The organism is uncultured Wocania sp., from assembly GCF_964021735.1.
GTDB lineage: Bacteria > Bacteroidota > Bacteroidia > Flavobacteriales > Flavobacteriaceae > Wocania_A.
In genome coordinates this window covers 11,936-27,480 of the sequence record NZ_CAXIBN010000019.1, presented here as the reverse complement: position 1 = coordinate 27,480, position 15,545 = coordinate 11,936, and the positions used below count along the sequence as shown (strand labels likewise).

The window sequence follows — 15,545 nt, the reverse complement described above, 5'->3', positions numbered from 1 at the left end:
GTAAATAATAAGATAATTTTGAGTTTATTCATTTCTCTAATTAATGCCATATAATTTTTTTGGAATATGAATCCGTTTTAATGTTTTATATCCACCGATAAGCGAAGTTAGATTTTTTATCAGAAATTCAATACGTAACTTCTACGTAATTTTAACAATTACATTATGCCACTTTAAGTTTATCTAATAACGAGACTTTATAATCTAGCACTTCTTTTTTATGCAAAAAATAACCTTTTGAAAGTATATAGGCATAATTGTTTAAAGCCATAAAAAGGGTTTCTAAATTTTTATCAATATAGTTCTGATTTCCAAAATACTGCCATTCTTTTAACAGGTAATTTTCAAAACTCTCTTTTATGTCTTTAGTAATTTCTGTTTTGTATTTATCATCTACAATAAACTGCTTAATATTTTCTTTAAGTTTGGCTTCTAAAGATTTTACTTTAATAAAATTAGATTTTATCTGGTCGAATGGCGTTGTTACACTTATAAACTGTAATTTATCTGATAACTCGGTATACACTTTAAATTTAGAATCGAATTCTTTATCAAACTCAAAGAAGTTTTTATAAAGTTGGGTTAATTTTGAGGTGTCGCTATTGTTTTCTGCATTTTTAAAGAATCTAAAAATATTAATATCGTTAGCTTTTATGCTTTCGTGTATAGTCTCTAACTGACTTTGGAGTTGTTTTATTAACGCATCACTTTCTTTAGCTTTGTATTTCTTCCCATCATAATCGTAGGTTTTAATTTCTAGCGTTTTATCTTTAATTTGTTTAATGGTTTCAATATCATTTTGTAAAGCTAATGCTTCGTAATTTAGGTTGACGTGTTTATCGCTAAATAATGCTTCGAAAGTTGTTGGTAATGCGCCATTATCATTAATATCTTTTATTTCAAAAGGCACAAGTGTTTTGTTATCGTAATATCCATTAAATGCTTTTGAAAAGGAGTTTTTTATATATTCTTTTTCAAATTCATTTTTAAACTCCTCTGGCGAAAGTGTTTTTGGTGTTTCTTCATATTTTACTTCGGCAAACATTTTAGTGGTTAATGTTTCGTGTAGCTCCTCAATATTTTTAAATAGGGTGTTTGCTAAATCATTTTCGGTATAAGTAACCGACAAATTTGTTTTTTCTAAATGCGTTATACGATCTTCGGTACTTGGGTGAGATGCCCATTGGTCTTTTATGACCAATTTAGATTTGTTGAATTTATTCAAATCTTCTAAAGTTACATTTGGAAGTCCATCAATCAGTGGCAGACTATCTTCTTTGGCGTAAAAATTTAGTAAGTAATATTGCTCTTTAAAAACGTTTTTACTTTTTATGTTTTCTGCTATTTTTCCTTCGTAAAAGCCAACTACGGCGTTAAAGGAATAATCTGCTAAATTCATTCGAAGCAGTGCACTTTTTAAGGGTTCGAAACCCGTTACATTAGCTGCAATTTCGTCTGCGTGAAATTCCATCTCTCTTGATAATCCTAAATAATTTTTATTTACAAACTCGTACATTTTGCGTAAAATCCACTGAATACCTTCAACAATTTTTACTGCAATAATTACAAAAATGGCAAAGTAACCGCTGGCATTTGCCCATTGTTGTACCATTTTATCAAAGCCTTCATTATCGTAAAGCATGTTAAAAATAACTTGGTTTACGTAATATACATAGCTTCCTACTTTCATTGTTTTTTGACTGAAATGCCCGAACTCGTGAGAAAGAATCGCTTTTAATTCGCTTGTATGAATTGTGTTTACCAAACCGAGTCCGATTTGTAAGTTTTTTTTAATGGGTAGAAACATGCTCCAAAAGTTGGAGTTGTAAAATACGGATGCATTTACATCGGACGAAATAAAAACTTTGTTGGGAAATGTAGTGCCGACTTCATTTACAATTTCGTGTATCATTTTAAAAAGCTCGGGTTCGTCAGTTTCTGATATTTCGGTTAAATGTGAACGATCAATTTTATTCTTTTTAAAAATGAATTTCAATAAGAAAAATATCACTAAAAACCCTAAACTCGCTAAACCAACCCCAAGTGCGATTGTTATTAAACGCGGTACGGTTACAATTAACGAAACACCTCCAAAAACACATAAAGCTGTAAGCCCTAATGCGAGTACGAAAATGATAAAATATACAATGGCGAAAATTACAATGGAAGTAATGGCTTTTTTTGTTTGAGTTTTAAATTCGGCAGATAACTCAACGTTTTTGTTTATCATGTAATCTAATTTTAAATCTTACAAAAATATTTGATGCCTTAAATTTAGAATTTTCTTACTAAAAAGCAATGCGGACGTTGAATAATTATTGCGATTGCAAGAGAAATATGACTATAAAAATCTCTTAAATTAATCAATTCCTGTTTAGAAATGATTAGAAGATTACCACACTTCAATTTTACTTAGTGTGGCAAGTAACCCTTGTCAATGACGTAAAAAAATCTATTTATCCTTTTTATAAAGCGGAATGCGATACGAAATAGTATAGCTGTAACCCACGCCAATACGACTGCTATCGTACGTTTTGTTAAAACCTGGAATGTAGATGTTTTGAAAATTTTCTGGTTCTGTTTCGCTAACTAAACCTTTGAGTTGTACGTTTAAACCCATGTACAAATTATTGAAAATTTCGGCTTTTATACCAAGTATCAGTTCTATCCAAATTGCGGTTAAACCATCAAATTCTTTTGGTGTTGTAGATGCAAATTGTTCGCCCCAATATTGGTTAGTATTATAAACATTAAAACTATTTAATGTTTGAGTAAACGAGCTAGCACCAATGCGAAATCCGGTATAAATCATGTTATCCATATCTAACCAATTTTGATATAGATTATAGTCAATTCCACCTTTTAAATAGCTTCCTTTGGTTGTTATATTTAAATAATCGGTTACATTGGTTTTTTCTTCAATACCAATTTCACCTGCGATGTATAATTTTTTTTTGATTCTATAATCGGCTATAATTTCAAAACCTGTATAATCGTCTTCAAGAGCTGTTCTAGCAAGTTTGCCAATATCGCCACCTATACGAAGTCCGTACTTTTCTTTAACTTTTAGTGAGTCGTTTGCAGTACTAGGAATACTATCGCTTTGCGCATTTACAGACACACAAAAAAGTAGCATAAGTATACTACTAATGAAATAAGTTAAAATGTGTTGCTGTTTCATCTTCTACAGATTGAGGGTTATTTACAGGTTGTATTAATTGTATCCAGTTATCGGTATCATTATCAATAGAAACGGTAACATCTTTAAAAATGGTTTTATAACCACAAGCACGCGATACGTAAACTTCTTCTCTGGTATAGTTTATGGTTATTATATCTTGGTTGCCTTCAGCAAAATCGTCTGAAGTATCATCCGGTGTTCCATTATCGTTTATTGAGTAGTCTTGTATAAGTTGATATTGTGTAGTGTCTTCAGTTGTTTTTAAAGGCAAAATAATATTATTGGTTGTAACTACTGCATATCCCGGTAAAACATTTTCATTTTCAACACCAGCAATTAGTAAGCCAAATACATTTTTACTATCCTCTTGATTGTCAATATCAAAAGCATCAATAATTAAGCTTGGTGTGGTCGGTGTGCTTTCGGGGCACAAATCGTCGCGTTCGCAACTTGCTGTAATTCCAATTACTAATGCAATAATTGGTAAAAAAAGATATTTAAGATATTTCATTTTATACAAATAAACGAATTAACAACTAAACAAATAAACATCCTAACGTTTTTCAAGTAACACTACATTTTCAACATGAAACGTTTGCGGAAACATATCCACAGCTTGTGTTTTTGTAACTTTATACATAGCGTCCATTAACGCCAAATCTCTTGCTTGTGTGGCGCTATTGCAACTTACATAAACCACTTTTTTTGGTGCAATATTTAAAATTTGCTGCACCACATCTTTATGCATCCCATCTCGTGGCGGATCGGTGATTATAACATCTGGTTGTCCGTGCGCATTGATAAACTCGGTATTAAAAACGTGTTTCATATCGCCAACAAAGAATTCAACGTTATTAATGTTATTTAATTGTGCATTTTCTTTGGCGGCTGTAATAGCATCGGGTACAGATTCAACACCAATTACTTTGCTCGCTTTTTTGGCGACAAATTGTGCAATGGTTCCTGTACCTGTGTACAAATCGTAAACCAGTTCGTTTCCTGCTAATCCAGCAAAATCTCGTGTTATTTTATATAATTCGTAAGCTTGATCGGAATTGGTTTGATAAAACGATTTGGCATTTATTTTAAATTTTAAACCTTCCATTTCTTCAAAAATATGATCGGTGCCTTTATAACAAATAACGTCTTGATCGTAAATAGTATCGTTTGCTTTTCCGTTAATAACATATTGTAAAGAGGTTATCTGCGGAAATGTATCAGCAATAAAATCTAATAACAATTCACGTTTTATTTTATCTTCTTTAAAAAACTGAATCATAACCATAATATCTCCAGTACTTGAGGTACGAATCATCATGGTGCGCAACAATCCGGTTTGATTTCGAGTGTTGAAAAATTCTAATTCATTTTCAATGGCAAATTGCTTTACAACATTACGAATCGCGTTTGATGGATCTGCTTGTAAGTGACATTTTTTAATATCTAAAATTTTATCCCACATGCCAGGAATATGAAAGCCTAAAGCATTTCTATCACCTAAATCTACATCCGATTGTACTTCCTCAACAGTTAACCAACGCGAATCGCTAAATGAAAACTCCATTTTATTTCTGTAGAAATATTGATTTGTAGCACCTAAAATAGGTGTTACTTCTGGTAATTCAATATGCCCAATTCGGGTTAAATTATTGGTAACTTCTTTTTGCTTGTAAAACAGTTGATGTTCGTAAGCCATGTCTTGCCATTTGCAGCCGCCACAAATTCCAAAATGCTCACAAGCAGGCTCTGTTCTTTTATCAGATAATTTATGAAAAAACGTTGCTTTGCCTTCGTAATAGGCTTTTCGCTTTTTAAAGGTTTGCACATCGACCACATCGCCAGGAACAGCATTTGGTAAAAAAATCACTTTCCCGTCGGGTGCTTTGGCAATGGTTTTTCCTTTTGCTCCTGCATCTATTACTTCTACGTTTTCAAAAACTTGTTTTCTTGCTTTTCTTCTAGACATGCTGCAAAAATAATAATAGCAATAAATAAATATGGCTTTATTTCGATTAACTTTAAGCGGTTATTAAAATAAGTTAAAAATAAATGAACCTTTTATAATGTTTGTGGTCTTTATAGTATGAAATGAGCTGTAACAATTTTTATATTTTTAAAGATGTTTAATAGCGAATTGCATTCTTGTGCTGAGCTCAGTTGAAGTATTACCAATTAAAGTAATAAAATTTAAACAGATGAAGGTTATAAATGTACACAAGCGAAAAATTAATCAGTCTAAAGCAAGCGTCTATAAATTATTAAACACATTATCAACTAAAGACGATAAAATTTGGCCTTTTGAAAAATGGCCAGCTATTCGTTTTAAAAATGGATTAAAAGTAGGTTCAGAAGGAGGTCATGGCCCTATAAAATATACGGTTGTAAGTAAAAATTACGATGATGGCATTGTATTCAATTTTATTAATAAAGGATTTAATGGAAATCATACCCTTAAAGTTGAAGAGCTAAGTAACTCTGAAATTGAGATATCGCACACTATCAAAATGAAAACTTCTGGGTTTGCTGTATTATATTGGTTATTTGTAATTAGATGGTTGCACGATGCTTTGATTGAAGATGCTTTTGATAAATTAGAAAATCAGTTTTCAATACAAAAAAAAGAAACAAAATATAATTTTTGGGTAAAATTTTTAAGAATGCTTAAAAACAAGAAAAGTAAAAAGCACAAAGCTTCATCTAATTGAAGAAAGATAAGACCATAGATACAGTTTTGGTAACACAATACCTTTCTGGAGATGCTAATGCACTTACAGAGTTGGTTAAACGTTGGCACAAACTGTTTTGTGAAAAGGCGTATTGGTTGGTTAAAGATGCCGATGTTGCTAAAGATATTGCTCAAGATAGTTGGAAAACGATTATAGTTAAGATTGATAAATTACAAGACCCAAAAAGCTTCGGTGCTTGGGCGTTACGCATTGTATATACAAAAGCTTTAGACTATATAAATTCGAATAAAAGAACACGTAATAATTTAGAGCATTATAAATACGAACAAGATATTATAGTTGTTGAAAATGAGACTGATGAATCTTTAAAAAAAGCACTTTTAAAAGCGATTAAAAACTTGGTTGAACACCAACAAACCGTCATTAAATTGTTTTATGTTGAGGACTATTCATTAAAAGAAATTAGCGATATTTTAAATATATCTGTCGGAACTGCAAAATCAAGATTATTTCATGCCAGAGAAAAATTGAAAGACACATTAAAAGAAAAACAAAACGATTATTAACACATTTCCGCGAAAGTTTACGTTGAGCGTAGTCGAAATGCGAAAATAAAAAATAAATTAATTATGAAAAATAATATGGAAGACATCGATAAATTAATAAAAGAAACATTAACTCAAGAGGAAGCTAAGTTTTATGACGATTTAGATGAGCAAAATGCATTGCAAATGGTAGGCGGATTATTTAAAGGGAAAAACAAATGGTTACTGGTTATGATGAATATTATGACTTTAGTTTTTTTCGGATTATTCATTTACTGCTTAGTACAATTTTTTAATGTAGAAGAAATTAAAGATTTATTAAAATGGGGATTAGGAAGCCTTGTATTCTTGCTTGGTGTAAGCATGTTAAAGGTGTTTGCGTGGATGCAAATGGATAAGAATGCTATTTTAAGAGAAATGAAACGATTAGAACTACAAGTATCATCTTTATATCATAAAATCAAATAGAATTTTAAAACGCCATAAATATTTATTAATATTGCAATTCCTAGGGATGATTTCTCTCCCACGCTGCTTTTTCGGATTCTTCGAAAGAATAAAGGTACAGAAGGAATGGTTATTTTAGATATCCATTTGTATGGGTATTAACTTTTAAATTTATTAAAATGGCTGTTTTAGACCACATTTCGTCGCAAGAAGCGATGGCATTAGAAAACAAGTATGGCGCTCAAAATTATCATCCACTTCCTGTAGTATTAAGTAGAGGAGAAGGTGTTTATGTTTGGGATGTAGAAGGTAAGCAATACTACGATTTTTTATCAGCTTATTCATCTGTAAATCAAGGGCATTGTCATCCAAAAATTGTTGAGGCTTTAACAAAGCAATCGCAAACACTTACATTAACTTCGCGCGCATTTTACAACGATATGCTTGGGAAATACGAAAAGTATGTGACTGAGTATTTTGGTTTCGATAAAGTATTACCAATAAATACAGGAGCAGAAGCTGTTGAAACCGCATTAAAAGTATGCAGAAAATGGGCTTACGAGGTTAAAGGCATTGATACAAATAAAGCAAAAATTATTGTTTGTAAAAACAACTTTCATGGGCGAACAACGACTATTATTTCATTTTCTAACGACCCAGTAGCTCGTAAAAATTTCGGACCGTTTACCGATGGATTTATTAAAATTGAATACGATAATCTTCAAGCACTTGAAGATACTTTAGAAAGTAGTTCTGATATTGCTGGATTTTTAGTTGAACCCATTCAAGGTGAAGCTGGAGTTTATGTTCCAAGCGAAGGTTATTTAGCAAAGGCAAAGGCTTTATGCGAAAAATATAACGTGTTATTTATCGCAGACGAAGTACAAACTGGTATTGCTAGAACAGGAAGAATGCTGGCTGTTGACCACGAAAATGTTAAACCAGACATTTTAGTTTTAGGTAAGGCATTAAGTGGTGGCATTTATCCCGTATCTGCGGTATTAGCCAATAATGAAATTATGAATGTTATCAGACCTGGAAATCACGGTAGTACTTATGGCGGAAACCCTGTTGCAGCAGCAGTTGCAATGGCAGCATTAGATGTAGTAAAAGATGAACAACTTACTGAGAATGCTGAGCGTTTAGGCATACTTTTTAGAGCTGAAATAAATAAATATATAGAGGAAAGTAATATTGTTAATTTGGTTAGAGGAAAAGGACTTTTAAATGCCATTGTAATTAATGATGATGAAGACAGTGATACCGCTTGGAATATTTGTTTAGCATTGCGCGATAACGGTTTGCTTGCAAAACCAACACACGGAAACATTATCCGTTTTGCACCACCTTTAGTAATGACTGAAGCCCAATTATTAGATTGCGTAAGCATCATTACAGAGACCTTAAAAAAGTTTGAAAACTAAATAATATGCAACAAAAATCAGCTTTTGAAAGTTTTGAGCTAGAAGTAAATGATGAGATTAAAGGCTTGTTAAAAGAAACATCATCATGGACTTATTTCCTGTCTATACTCGGTTTTATAGGTATAGGACTTATGGTTATTTTTGGAATATTTTTTGGTGCCATAATGAGTTCAAGTGCATTGGGAGATAATAATCCGTATGCAGCTATGGGCTTTTCAATGGGTTATTTTGGACTTATATATGTAGTTATGGCACTCATTTATTTTTTTCCAATTTATTATTTATTCAATTTTTCGAGAAAGATGAAAAGCGCTTTGAGCACCGCTAATAAAGATGATTTTAAATCTGCTTTCACTAATTTAAAATCGCATTATAAATACATGGGTATTTTTACTATTGTAATTATTAGTATTTATGTTTTAATAATTGTTGGCAGCATGTTGTTTGCAGCATCTTCATTGGTCTCAATCGTTAGTTGAAACTATGCACTTTCAGTGCAAGACTTTCAGTTGCTACCCACTTTTGTATCTTTGAATAATGGAAGAACAAAGGCGACATGGACATACAGTATCTTGGCTTACTGCTCACATAGTTTGGGTTACAAAATATCGTTATCATGTTCTCAAAGGCGACATTCAGAAACGTTGCCGAGATTTGGTTAAGCAAGTTTGTGATTCTGAGGATATACGAATTCTTAAAGGCGTTATAAGTAAAGATCACGTGCATATTCACATCGAATATCGACCATCTCAGAATATTAGTGGTATTGTTAAACGTTTGAAAGGTAAGACATCTCGACGCCTTCAAGCAGAGTATCCAGAATTGAGTAAACGTTACTGGGGTAGACATTTTTGGGCTATTGGTTACGGTGTTTGGAGTACAGGAAACATTACTGATGAGATGGTACAAGAATATCTTGAACATCATAGAGATGCTTCGAATACTGATTCTGATAATATTATTTTGGAATAAGAATTTCATTCTTTTAAGAAACCTATGGACTTGCAGTCCATAGTGGTTTAGTTTAGATTAGCTAATGTTGACGAAATTGATGCTAAAAATAACACAGTTATTACGAATATTGGTAACTTAAAATTTGATTATTTAGTTGTAGCATCGGGTTCTAAAACTAATTATTTTGGAAATGCCGAAGTTGAAAAGCATAGTATGGCAATGAAAACCATACCACAATCTTTAAACTTAAGAAGTTTAATACTTGAAAATTTTGAAGATGCTCTGTTAACCTCTGATCTTCACGAACGAAATGCACTAATGAATTTTGTAATTGTTGGTGGTGGACCAACCGGTGTTGAGCTAGCTGGAGCTTTGGCTGAAATAAAAAAAGGTATTCTGCCAAAAGATTACCCAGATTTAGATACGCGTTCGGTGCAAATTAATATCATTCAATCGAGTGATTGTATTTTAAAAGGTATGAGCGATAAAGCGTCTCAAAAGGCTGAAGATTTCTTAGAAAAATTAGGCGTTAATGTTTGGAAAAATATAAGAGTTACTAATTATGATGGAAAAACAGTAACTACAAATACCGATTTAATTTTTGAAACGGCAACTGTTATTTGGGCAGCAGGAGTAAAAGGCGCACTTATAAAAGGGTTGGATGCTGCGGATTTTATAACTAGAAGCAACCGACTTTTAGTAAACGAATTTAACCAAGTAAAAGGCTATAATCACATTTTTGCAATCGGAGATGTTGCCTGTATGGTAACTAATGATTTTCCTAACGGATTACCAATGATGGCACAACCAGCTATTCAACAAGGTAAACAATTAGGCGATAATATGTTGCAATTACTTGAGGGTAAAACCATGAAACCTTTTGAATATAAAGACAAGGGTGTTATGGCAACAATTGGCAGAAATAAAGCGGTTGTAGATTTAAAACGATTTAAATTTCAAGGCATTTTTGCGTGGTATGTTTGGATGTTTGTACATCTGTTTTTTCTTATAGGTTTTAGAAACCGAATGGTCGTGTTTATAAATTGGGTATATAATTATGTACGTTTTGATAGAGAAGCACGTTTAATTATTAGGCCATTTAAAAAAACACAAAAAGTTTAGTTTTATTATTTGGGCGAGTTGCCATAAAAAATGGTAAACGGGCTTTCCACTATATCTTTTTAAAACGTTATTATGAGGAGTAAGCAATGTAAGAATCTGCCATTTCTTAAACCTTAAGTAAATTTGTTACTTAGTTATTTTAAAAAGGATGCTGTTACAATCCTTCTCTCGGGCATATTTTCAAAAGTATTTTTCAGGAATTTAGTTTATTAATTTACTATACATCATCCGTAAAATGACGTTTCCCTTTTTCTTTTGAAAATTTTTCTGAATTATATTTTTTCGAATCTCCTTTTGGAATAGATAACGATTGCCAATCTTCACCTTTTATAATTTTACCTAAAAAAACCATTTGTCCAATGTGGTAAGAATAATGGGCTAGTTGTCTATTAATTGCCTCAGTAACCGTATGCCCTTGATTTCTAATGTAAATAATGCGTTCTAAATCATCATTTTTTAAAGGGTTAATTGCGTTAAATAAACAAGCCCAACCACTTTCCCATGCAGCTATTAAATCTTCATAAGTTTCAAAAGAATCGATAAATTCTTCATCACGATGTCGCCATTCTTTTTCACCATCTTCACTTAAAAAATTGGTCCATCTGCTTAACATGTTGCCAGTTACGTGCTTTACAATTATAGCAATACTGTTAGAATCTTCGTTACTCTGCCATTGTATACCTTCAAACGTAAGTTGGTTTAAAGTTTTATCACCAAGACTTTTATAATATTCAAATTGTTTGATGATGCTTGATAAGTAAGAAGTTTTCATATTGTAAATGTAAATTAGAAAAGAAGAAATTACAAAAAAGCAAATCCTAAATTCAAAAAAAATCGAATAGCTCTAAAATTTAGTTTTTTGAATATTGATTTTTATAAAGCTTATTTATTAGGAACAAACTTTAAAGCCACACCATTAATACAGTGTCTTTTTCCAGTCGTGTTTTTTGGGCCATCATTAAAAACGTGACCTAAATGCCCACCGCAAGTTGTGCAATGTTCTTCGGTTCGTGTGTATCCTAAATCATTATCAGTAGAAAAAGCAACATTACCTTTTATTTCTCTATCAAAACTTGGCCAACCTGTACCAGAATCGAATTTATGCTTACTTTTAAATAAAGGCGAATTGCAAGCTGCGCAATGGTATATGCCTTCGTCATAATTTTTATTTAAAGGACTTGAAAATGCACGTTCGGTACCTGCTTTTCGTAAAACATAAAATTCCATTTCAGATAATTCAGCTTTCCATTCGCTTTCAGTTTTAGAGACTTTATAAATTTTGGATGCTTCTTCTTTTTGCTTTTGAGCAGAAGAATTGCAATTGAAAAATAATATTAAAGTAAATAAAGGTATTAATTTATTAATAATCATAGTAAAAATTTTATAAGATATATGTCGGTATTAAACACTATACATAACAAATAAAAATAGAGTAAAAAGTATAGTATTTAAGGTAAACTTAAATTCAAATGCGTTAATTTTAAACTTTAATATTATTTACTTTTATAATATTGTGACATATAATTAAATTCTGTGTCAAAAAAATAAAGGTACAATTTTTGTATTTTTATAGAATATTAAAACCCTATTAAAATGAAACTAAAAAAGACTATTATAATATTTGGTATAGCACTGCTAATTTTTTCATGTGCAGAAAACCCATTTACAGGAAAAAAAACTATGGCTTTAGTGCCAAATTCTCAGTTATTCCCTACAGCTTTTGCTCAATACGATCAGTTTTTGAATGAGAATAAAGTAGTAACAGGAACAAAAGATGCCGATATGATTAAACGTGTTGGACAACGTATTGCAGTTGCTGCAGAACGTTGGTTAAATGCAAATGGTCATCAAGGTTACTTGAAGGATTATAAGTGGGAATATAATTTAGTTGATGATAAAACTGTAAACGCATGGTGTATGCCAGGAGGTAAAATTGTATTTTACACAGGAATATTACCAATTGCTAAGGGTGAAACAGGAGTTGCAGCCATTATGGGGCATGAAGTTGCTCATGCATTAGCAAACCACGGACAACAACGTATGAGTGCTGCTTATTTACAACAAGGTGTTGCATTAGCAGGAAATATAGCTATTAAAGACGAACAATCTAGAAATGCTTTTAATCAATATTATGGTATTGGTTCTCAGGTTGGTGTTATGCTTCCTTTTAGTAGAGCGCATGAAACTGAAGCCGATAAAATTGGATTATATTTAATGGCAGTTGCTGGTTATAATCCAGATGAAGCTGCTGAATTATGGAAACGTATGAAGGCTAATAGTGGTGGACAAGCACCACCAGAAATTTTAAGTACGCACCCATCAAATGATTCTCGTATTGCAAATTTGAAAGCATTAGCACCACAAGCAAAGGCAGAGGCTAAAAAGTTTGGTGTAACGTCATTTAGATAATTAATTTATCTTTTTTAAAATATTTGATTACTTTAGGAGCTGCTCATAAAAGAGCAGCTTTTTTTTATGAATCAACTAAAAAAAGGAAGTAAAAAACTTCTTAACGCTTGGGCGTTTTATGATTGGGCGAACTCCGTTTACACACTTACAATTGCATCATCTATTTTCCCTATATTTTATTCGGCATTATTTCTTTCTGAAATAAAGAATGTGCAAGCTTTTGGGACGGAATTTAAAAGCACTGCGTTAATAACTTTTGTTACGGCATTTACTTTTTTAGTGGTAGCTTTTATGTCTCCGATACTATCTGGTATTGCTGATTATGTAGGGAACAAAAAGAATTTTTTAAAGTTTTTTTGCTACGTAGGAAGTGCCGGTTGTATAGGTTTATATTGGTTTGATATTTCTCCAGATAGGATTCATTTGAGCTTATTGTTCTACTTTATGGGACTTATTGGCTATTGGGGAAGCTTAGTGTTTTATAATTCGTATTTACCAGATATCGCTTTTGAAGAACAGCAAGATTCAATTAGTGCCAAAGGATTTTCGATGGGTTACATAGGTAGTGTACTTTTGCTTATTGTGAATTTAGTTATGGTAATGAGTCAAGATGATGGTACTGCTAAAATGCAAATGATGCGCTATTCATTTATAACTGTTGGAATTTGGTGGGCTTTATTTAGTCAATATTCATTTTATTATTTGCCAAAGGGTACTTCTTCTGGTCATAAAGTAACTCGTGCTGTTGTTTTTAACGGATTGAAAGAATTGAGATTAGTTTGGAAACAACTTAAACAAGATTTAAGGTTAAAACGTTATTTGTATGCCTTTTTTGTATTTAGTATGGCTGTACAAACAATCATGTTGATTGCTGTGTATTTTGGCGAAGAGGAAATAGCATGGGGAGGAGATAGTGAAAAAACAATGGGATTAATTGTAAGCATTTTGGTCATACAAATTGTTGCAGTTTTTGGGGCGATGTTAACCTCAAGAGCTTCTAATAAATATGGTAATATTAAAACGCTTATAGCTATAAATGGTATTTGGATGTGCCTATGTTTTTATGCTTATTTTATGAAAACACCCATGCAGTTTTATATAGCAGCCTCAGTAGTTGGTTTGGTAATGGGAGGTATTCAAGCATTAGCAAGATCAACATATTCTAAGTTTTTGCCAGAAACCGATGATACCACTTCATATTTTAGTTTTTATGATGTTGCTGAAAAAATTGGAATTGTTATTGGCATGATTATTTTCGCAACTATTGACCAGATTACTGGTAGCATGCGAAATGCTATTCTGTTTCTATTTGTTTTCTTTTTATTTGGAATCGTTTTATTATTTAGAGTTCCAAAACAGCAAATAGAAAAGTAATTGTATAAAAAAAGCGATACAATTTGTATCGCCTTTTTTATGATTTGTTTAAGACTAATCTTTTGAAATGTCTCCAGAACCTGCTACTTTTTTGTCTACTTTTGGATTTCCACGGTAAGTAACATCGCCAGAACCAGCAACTCTTGCTTTAAGGTTGTTACTAGCAGATACTTTTACATCGCCTGACCCAGCAACAGAAACCTCTGCATCATTAGAATTTAAACCATACGAATTAAAATCTCCAGACCCAGCAACCTTAGCCACCAACTTATTAGTGCTTCCTTTTAGAGAAATATCACCAGACCCAGCAACAGCACCTTTAACAGATTGTGTTTTTATATTCAGGTTAACATCTCCGGCACCAGCCAAGGAAATTTTTAAGTTATCAGTAACTATTTGATCTTTACTAATTAAATCTCCAGATCCAGCAAGAGAAACATTGCTTATGTCCTCAAATGGAATAGTTATTTTTATCCCTTTATTTTTGCTAGAATTAATATTAACGCCTTTTTTTACTTTTACGATAAGATTTTTGTCTTTTACTTCGGTTACAATGTATTCAAGTAAATTTGATTCGCCTTCTATTTTAATTTGCCCTTCTTTACCAGAAACTAATATAAAATCCATAGATCCTGCACATTTAATGCCATCATAATCTCCAGTTGTTCTTGTTTCAGTAGTAACGCTGCCGTTTCCTTTAATTTTTTTCTTTCCCCAGTTTTGAGCATTTGTAGCTGTAACTAATAATAGTGCAAAAATTGATGTTGTAATTATTTTTTTCATTTTGTTTAGGTTTTTTGTTTTTCCGCTTTAGCAAAAAAAATTGATTTTAATTGTTATATAATATTTGGTTCGTTTTTTGTTGATTTTTCTGCTTTTTCTATTTCTTGCATAACGTCTTGCAGGATGTCTATTCTACTTTGAAAGTTTAAAATCATTGCCGATATAATTAATTGATCATTAGGGTTTTCATTTAATCCAATAACTAACTGATTGTAATCTTCTTCAATAACTTTAATATTGTAAAGCGCATCTACAATTAAATCCTGGTACTCAGGCATTTCTTCACTGTTTATTTTGCTTAATTCATTATTAAATATAGTAGTAAATACAGTTTGTGTTTGTGCCATTTCAGGTGAAATTTCGGCTAAATCTATTTGTGAACTATGTTGATTTGTAAATACAAATACTGAAAAAAGTAAAGCAACAGCGGCAGCAATTCCTATAAAAGGCTTCCAGAGTTTACCCTTAGAAGTTGAAGTTTTAATATAAACTTCACTGTTTTTATTTTGCTTAACTAACTTATTTAAAAAACGTTGTTGATGACCCAAATTAGGAGTTTCAACATCAAACCTGTTTTTTAGATTTTCAAATAAATCGTTTAAATTATCGTTACTCATTA

At 31.8% G+C, this 15,545-nt stretch carries 16 protein-coding genes and 1 pseudogene; 9 read left to right on the top strand and 8 right to left on the bottom strand.

All coding sequences use genetic code 11. The features are described from left to right. Nucleotides 1-163: 163 nt before the first annotated feature. From AADI82_RS03185 to rlmD, 4 genes are all read right to left on the bottom strand, one after another. Nucleotides 164-2,230 carry a M48 family metallopeptidase gene (locus AADI82_RS03185; RefSeq protein ID WP_341215023.1) on the bottom strand — a complete coding sequence of 689 codons (2,067 nt, stop codon included), beginning with the start codon at nt 2,228-2,230 and terminating at the stop codon, nt 164-166. Nucleotides 2,231-2,452: 222 nt separating this feature from the next. After that, nucleotides 2,453-3,181, bottom strand: coding sequence for a DUF6048 family protein (locus AADI82_RS03180; protein WP_341215022.1), 729 nt, complete (start codon nt 3,179-3,181; stop codon nt 2,453-2,455). Continuing rightward, entirely contained in the window at nt 3,147-3,692 is a 546-nt protein-coding gene (locus AADI82_RS03175) for a DUF6452 family protein (protein ID WP_341215021.1), read from the bottom strand. Before AADI82_RS03175 ends, AADI82_RS03180 begins: the two co-directional genes overlap by 35 nt. Nucleotides 3,693-3,734: 42 nt before the next feature. Then, the gene (gene rlmD / locus AADI82_RS03170; protein ID WP_341215020.1) at nt 3,735-5,147 is read right to left on the bottom strand and encodes a 23S rRNA (uracil(1939)-C(5))-methyltransferase RlmD; all 1,413 of its coding nucleotides are present in this window, start codon (nt 5,145-5,147) and stop codon (nt 3,735-3,737) included. A 229-nt stretch (nt 5,148-5,376) separates the two neighbouring features. Here rlmD and AADI82_RS03165 point away from each other — a divergent pair, with 229 nt between their 5' ends. The 7 genes and pseudogenes from AADI82_RS03165 to AADI82_RS03135 form a co-directional block, all read left to right on the top strand. After that, on the top strand, nt 5,377-5,886 hold the full coding sequence (locus AADI82_RS03165; RefSeq protein ID WP_341215019.1) for a hypothetical protein: 510 nt from the start codon (nt 5,377-5,379) through the stop codon (nt 5,884-5,886). Next, complete coding sequence (locus tag AADI82_RS03160; RefSeq protein ID WP_341215018.1) at nt 5,883-6,434, top strand: RNA polymerase sigma factor; 552 nt, start codon at nt 5,883-5,885, stop codon at nt 6,432-6,434. The genes AADI82_RS03165 and AADI82_RS03160 overlap by 4 nt, the downstream gene beginning before the upstream one ends. A 63-nt stretch (nt 6,435-6,497) precedes the next feature. After that, nucleotides 6,498-6,881 (top strand): DUF6768 family protein, encoded by a 384-nt coding sequence (locus AADI82_RS03155; protein ID WP_341215017.1) that lies wholly within the window; start codon nt 6,498-6,500, stop codon nt 6,879-6,881. 158 nt (nt 6,882-7,039) lie between these two features. Continuing rightward, nucleotides 7,040-8,284, top strand: a complete 1,245-nt coding sequence (gene rocD, locus AADI82_RS03150; RefSeq protein ID WP_341215016.1) for an ornithine--oxo-acid transaminase — start codon at nt 7,040-7,042, stop codon at nt 8,282-8,284. Nucleotides 8,285-8,289: 5 nt separating this feature from the next. Next, nucleotides 8,290-8,763, top strand: a complete 474-nt coding sequence (locus AADI82_RS03145) for a DUF5362 family protein (RefSeq protein WP_341215015.1) — start codon at nt 8,290-8,292, stop codon at nt 8,761-8,763. Between the two features lie 58 nt (nt 8,764-8,821). Then, nucleotides 8,822-9,256 carry an IS200/IS605 family transposase gene (gene tnpA / locus AADI82_RS03140; protein WP_341215014.1) on the top strand — a complete coding sequence of 145 codons (435 nt, stop codon included), beginning with the start codon at nt 8,822-8,824 and terminating at the stop codon, nt 9,254-9,256. Nucleotides 9,257-9,307: 51 nt separating this feature from the next. Further along, nucleotides 9,308-10,360, top strand: a pseudogene (locus tag AADI82_RS03135) (NAD(P)/FAD-dependent oxidoreductase); the annotation flags it as partial. Between the two features lie 217 nt (nt 10,361-10,577). Here AADI82_RS03135 and AADI82_RS03130 read toward each other — a convergent pair. Then, nucleotides 10,578-11,132, bottom strand: coding sequence for a DUF1572 family protein (locus AADI82_RS03130; RefSeq protein WP_341215013.1), 555 nt, complete (start codon nt 11,130-11,132; stop codon nt 10,578-10,580). 110 nt (nt 11,133-11,242) lie between these two features. Beyond that, a complete protein-coding gene (msrB, locus tag AADI82_RS03125; RefSeq protein ID WP_341215012.1) occupies nt 11,243-11,731 on the bottom strand; it encodes a peptide-methionine (R)-S-oxide reductase MsrB in 489 nt (162 codons plus the stop codon). Between the two features lie 222 nt (nt 11,732-11,953). On the opposite strand from msrB, the gene AADI82_RS03120 reads away from it, so the two are divergent. Beyond that, nucleotides 11,954-12,769, top strand: a complete 816-nt coding sequence (locus tag AADI82_RS03120) for a M48 family metallopeptidase (protein WP_341215011.1) — start codon at nt 11,954-11,956, stop codon at nt 12,767-12,769. 66 nt (nt 12,770-12,835) lie between these two features. Beyond that, entirely contained in the window at nt 12,836-14,143 is a 1,308-nt protein-coding gene (locus AADI82_RS03115) for an MFS transporter (RefSeq protein WP_341215010.1), read from the top strand. Nucleotides 14,144-14,197: 54 nt separating this feature from the next. Here AADI82_RS03115 and AADI82_RS03110 read toward each other — a convergent pair whose 3' ends face one another. After that, nucleotides 14,198-14,926 (bottom strand): head GIN domain-containing protein, encoded by a 729-nt coding sequence (locus AADI82_RS03110; RefSeq protein WP_341215009.1) that lies wholly within the window; start codon nt 14,924-14,926, stop codon nt 14,198-14,200. A gap of 53 nt (nt 14,927-14,979) precedes the next feature. After that, the gene (locus AADI82_RS03105; RefSeq protein WP_341215008.1) at nt 14,980-15,543 is read right to left on the bottom strand and encodes a hypothetical protein; all 564 of its coding nucleotides are present in this window, start codon (nt 15,541-15,543) and stop codon (nt 14,980-14,982) included. Nucleotides 15,544-15,545 lie beyond the last annotated feature (2 nt).

Coding starts and splice junctions, on each gene's coding strand:
- rlmD (WP_341215020.1), bottom strand. CDS start 5,147: ATGTCTAGAAGAAAAGCAAGAAAACAAGTTTTTGAAAACGTAGAAGTA.
- msrB (WP_341215012.1), bottom strand. CDS start 11,731: ATGATTATTAATAAATTAATACCTTTATTTACTTTAATATTATTTTTC.
- AADI82_RS03110 (WP_341215009.1), bottom strand. CDS start 14,926: ATGAAAAAAATAATTACAACATCAATTTTTGCACTATTATTAGTTACA.
- AADI82_RS03175 (WP_341215021.1), bottom strand. CDS start 3,692: ATGAAATATCTTAAATATCTTTTTTTACCAATTATTGCATTAGTAATT.
- tnpA (WP_341215014.1), top strand. CDS start 8,822: ATGGAAGAACAAAGGCGACATGGACATACAGTATCTTGGCTTACTGCT.
- AADI82_RS03115 (WP_341215010.1), top strand. CDS start 12,836: ATGAATCAACTAAAAAAAGGAAGTAAAAAACTTCTTAACGCTTGGGCG.
- AADI82_RS03180 (WP_341215022.1), bottom strand. CDS start 3,181: ATGAAACAGCAACACATTTTAACTTATTTCATTAGTAGTATACTTATG.
- AADI82_RS03185 (WP_341215023.1), bottom strand. CDS start 2,230: ATGATAAACAAAAACGTTGAGTTATCTGCCGAATTTAAAACTCAAACA.
- AADI82_RS03165 (WP_341215019.1), top strand. CDS start 5,377: ATGAAGGTTATAAATGTACACAAGCGAAAAATTAATCAGTCTAAAGCA.
- AADI82_RS03105 (WP_341215008.1), bottom strand. CDS start 15,543: ATGAGTAACGATAATTTAAACGATTTATTTGAAAATCTAAAAAACAGG.
- AADI82_RS03145 (WP_341215015.1), top strand. CDS start 8,290: ATGCAACAAAAATCAGCTTTTGAAAGTTTTGAGCTAGAAGTAAATGAT.
- AADI82_RS03130 (WP_341215013.1), bottom strand. CDS start 11,132: ATGAAAACTTCTTACTTATCAAGCATCATCAAACAATTTGAATATTAT.
- AADI82_RS03120 (WP_341215011.1), top strand. CDS start 11,954: ATGAAACTAAAAAAGACTATTATAATATTTGGTATAGCACTGCTAATT.
- AADI82_RS03155 (WP_341215017.1), top strand. CDS start 6,498: ATGAAAAATAATATGGAAGACATCGATAAATTAATAAAAGAAACATTA.
- rocD (WP_341215016.1), top strand. CDS start 7,040: ATGGCTGTTTTAGACCACATTTCGTCGCAAGAAGCGATGGCATTAGAA.